Genomic DNA, 477 nt, shown 5'->3' with positions numbered 1-477 from the left:
TAGGTTCGAGGTGGAAGCATGGTGACATGTGGAGCTGACGAATACTAATAGATCGAGGACTTAACCATATAATATGTAGCAATGTTATCTAGTTTTGAGAGAACATAAAAAACTTGTTGACTTTTAAACTTAATAAGTTATAATAATGATTGTCTCAAAATAATAATGTCTGGTAATGATGGCAGAGAGGTCACACCCGTTCCCATACCGAACACGGAAGTTAAGCTCTCTAGCGCCGATGGTAGTTGGGACCTTGTCCCTGTGAGAGTAGGACGTTGCCAGGCAATATTATTCCGCAGTAGCTCAGCGGTAGAGCTATCGGCTGTTAACCGATCGGTCGTAGGTTCGATTCCTACCTGCGGAGCCATTGGAGAGCTGTCCGAGTTGGCCGAAGGAGCACGATTGGAAATCGTGTATACGTCACAAGCGTATCAAGGGTTCGAATCCCTTGCTCTCCGCCATAGGATTTATAATATT

The 477-nt window shown here is 44.2% G+C and carries 2 tRNA genes and 1 rRNA gene; all 3 read left to right on the top strand.

Annotated features, from left to right (window positions below):
• The first annotated feature begins 168 nt into the window (after positions 1-168).
• The 3 genes from rrf to F8162_RS21195 all read left to right on the top strand — a co-directional run bounded on the left by rrf (position 169) and on the right by F8162_RS21195 (position 461).
• Positions 169-284, top strand: a 5S ribosomal RNA gene (rrf, locus tag F8162_RS21205).
• Positions 285-292: 8 nt separating this feature from the next.
• Positions 293-367 (top strand) — tRNA-Asn (locus F8162_RS21200).
• A gap of 2 nt (positions 368-369) precedes the next feature.
• Positions 370-461: transfer RNA gene (locus F8162_RS21195), tRNA-Ser, on the top strand.
• The last annotated feature ends 16 nt before the right edge of the window (positions 462-477 follow it).

It is taken from the genome of Bacillus sp. CH140a_4T (genome assembly GCF_008923725.1).
Lineage (GTDB): Bacteria > Bacillota > Bacilli > Bacillales > Bacillaceae_G > Bacillus_A.
The sequence above is the reverse complement of the archived record's forward strand: the minus strand, read 5'-3'. Positions and strand labels throughout refer to the sequence as shown.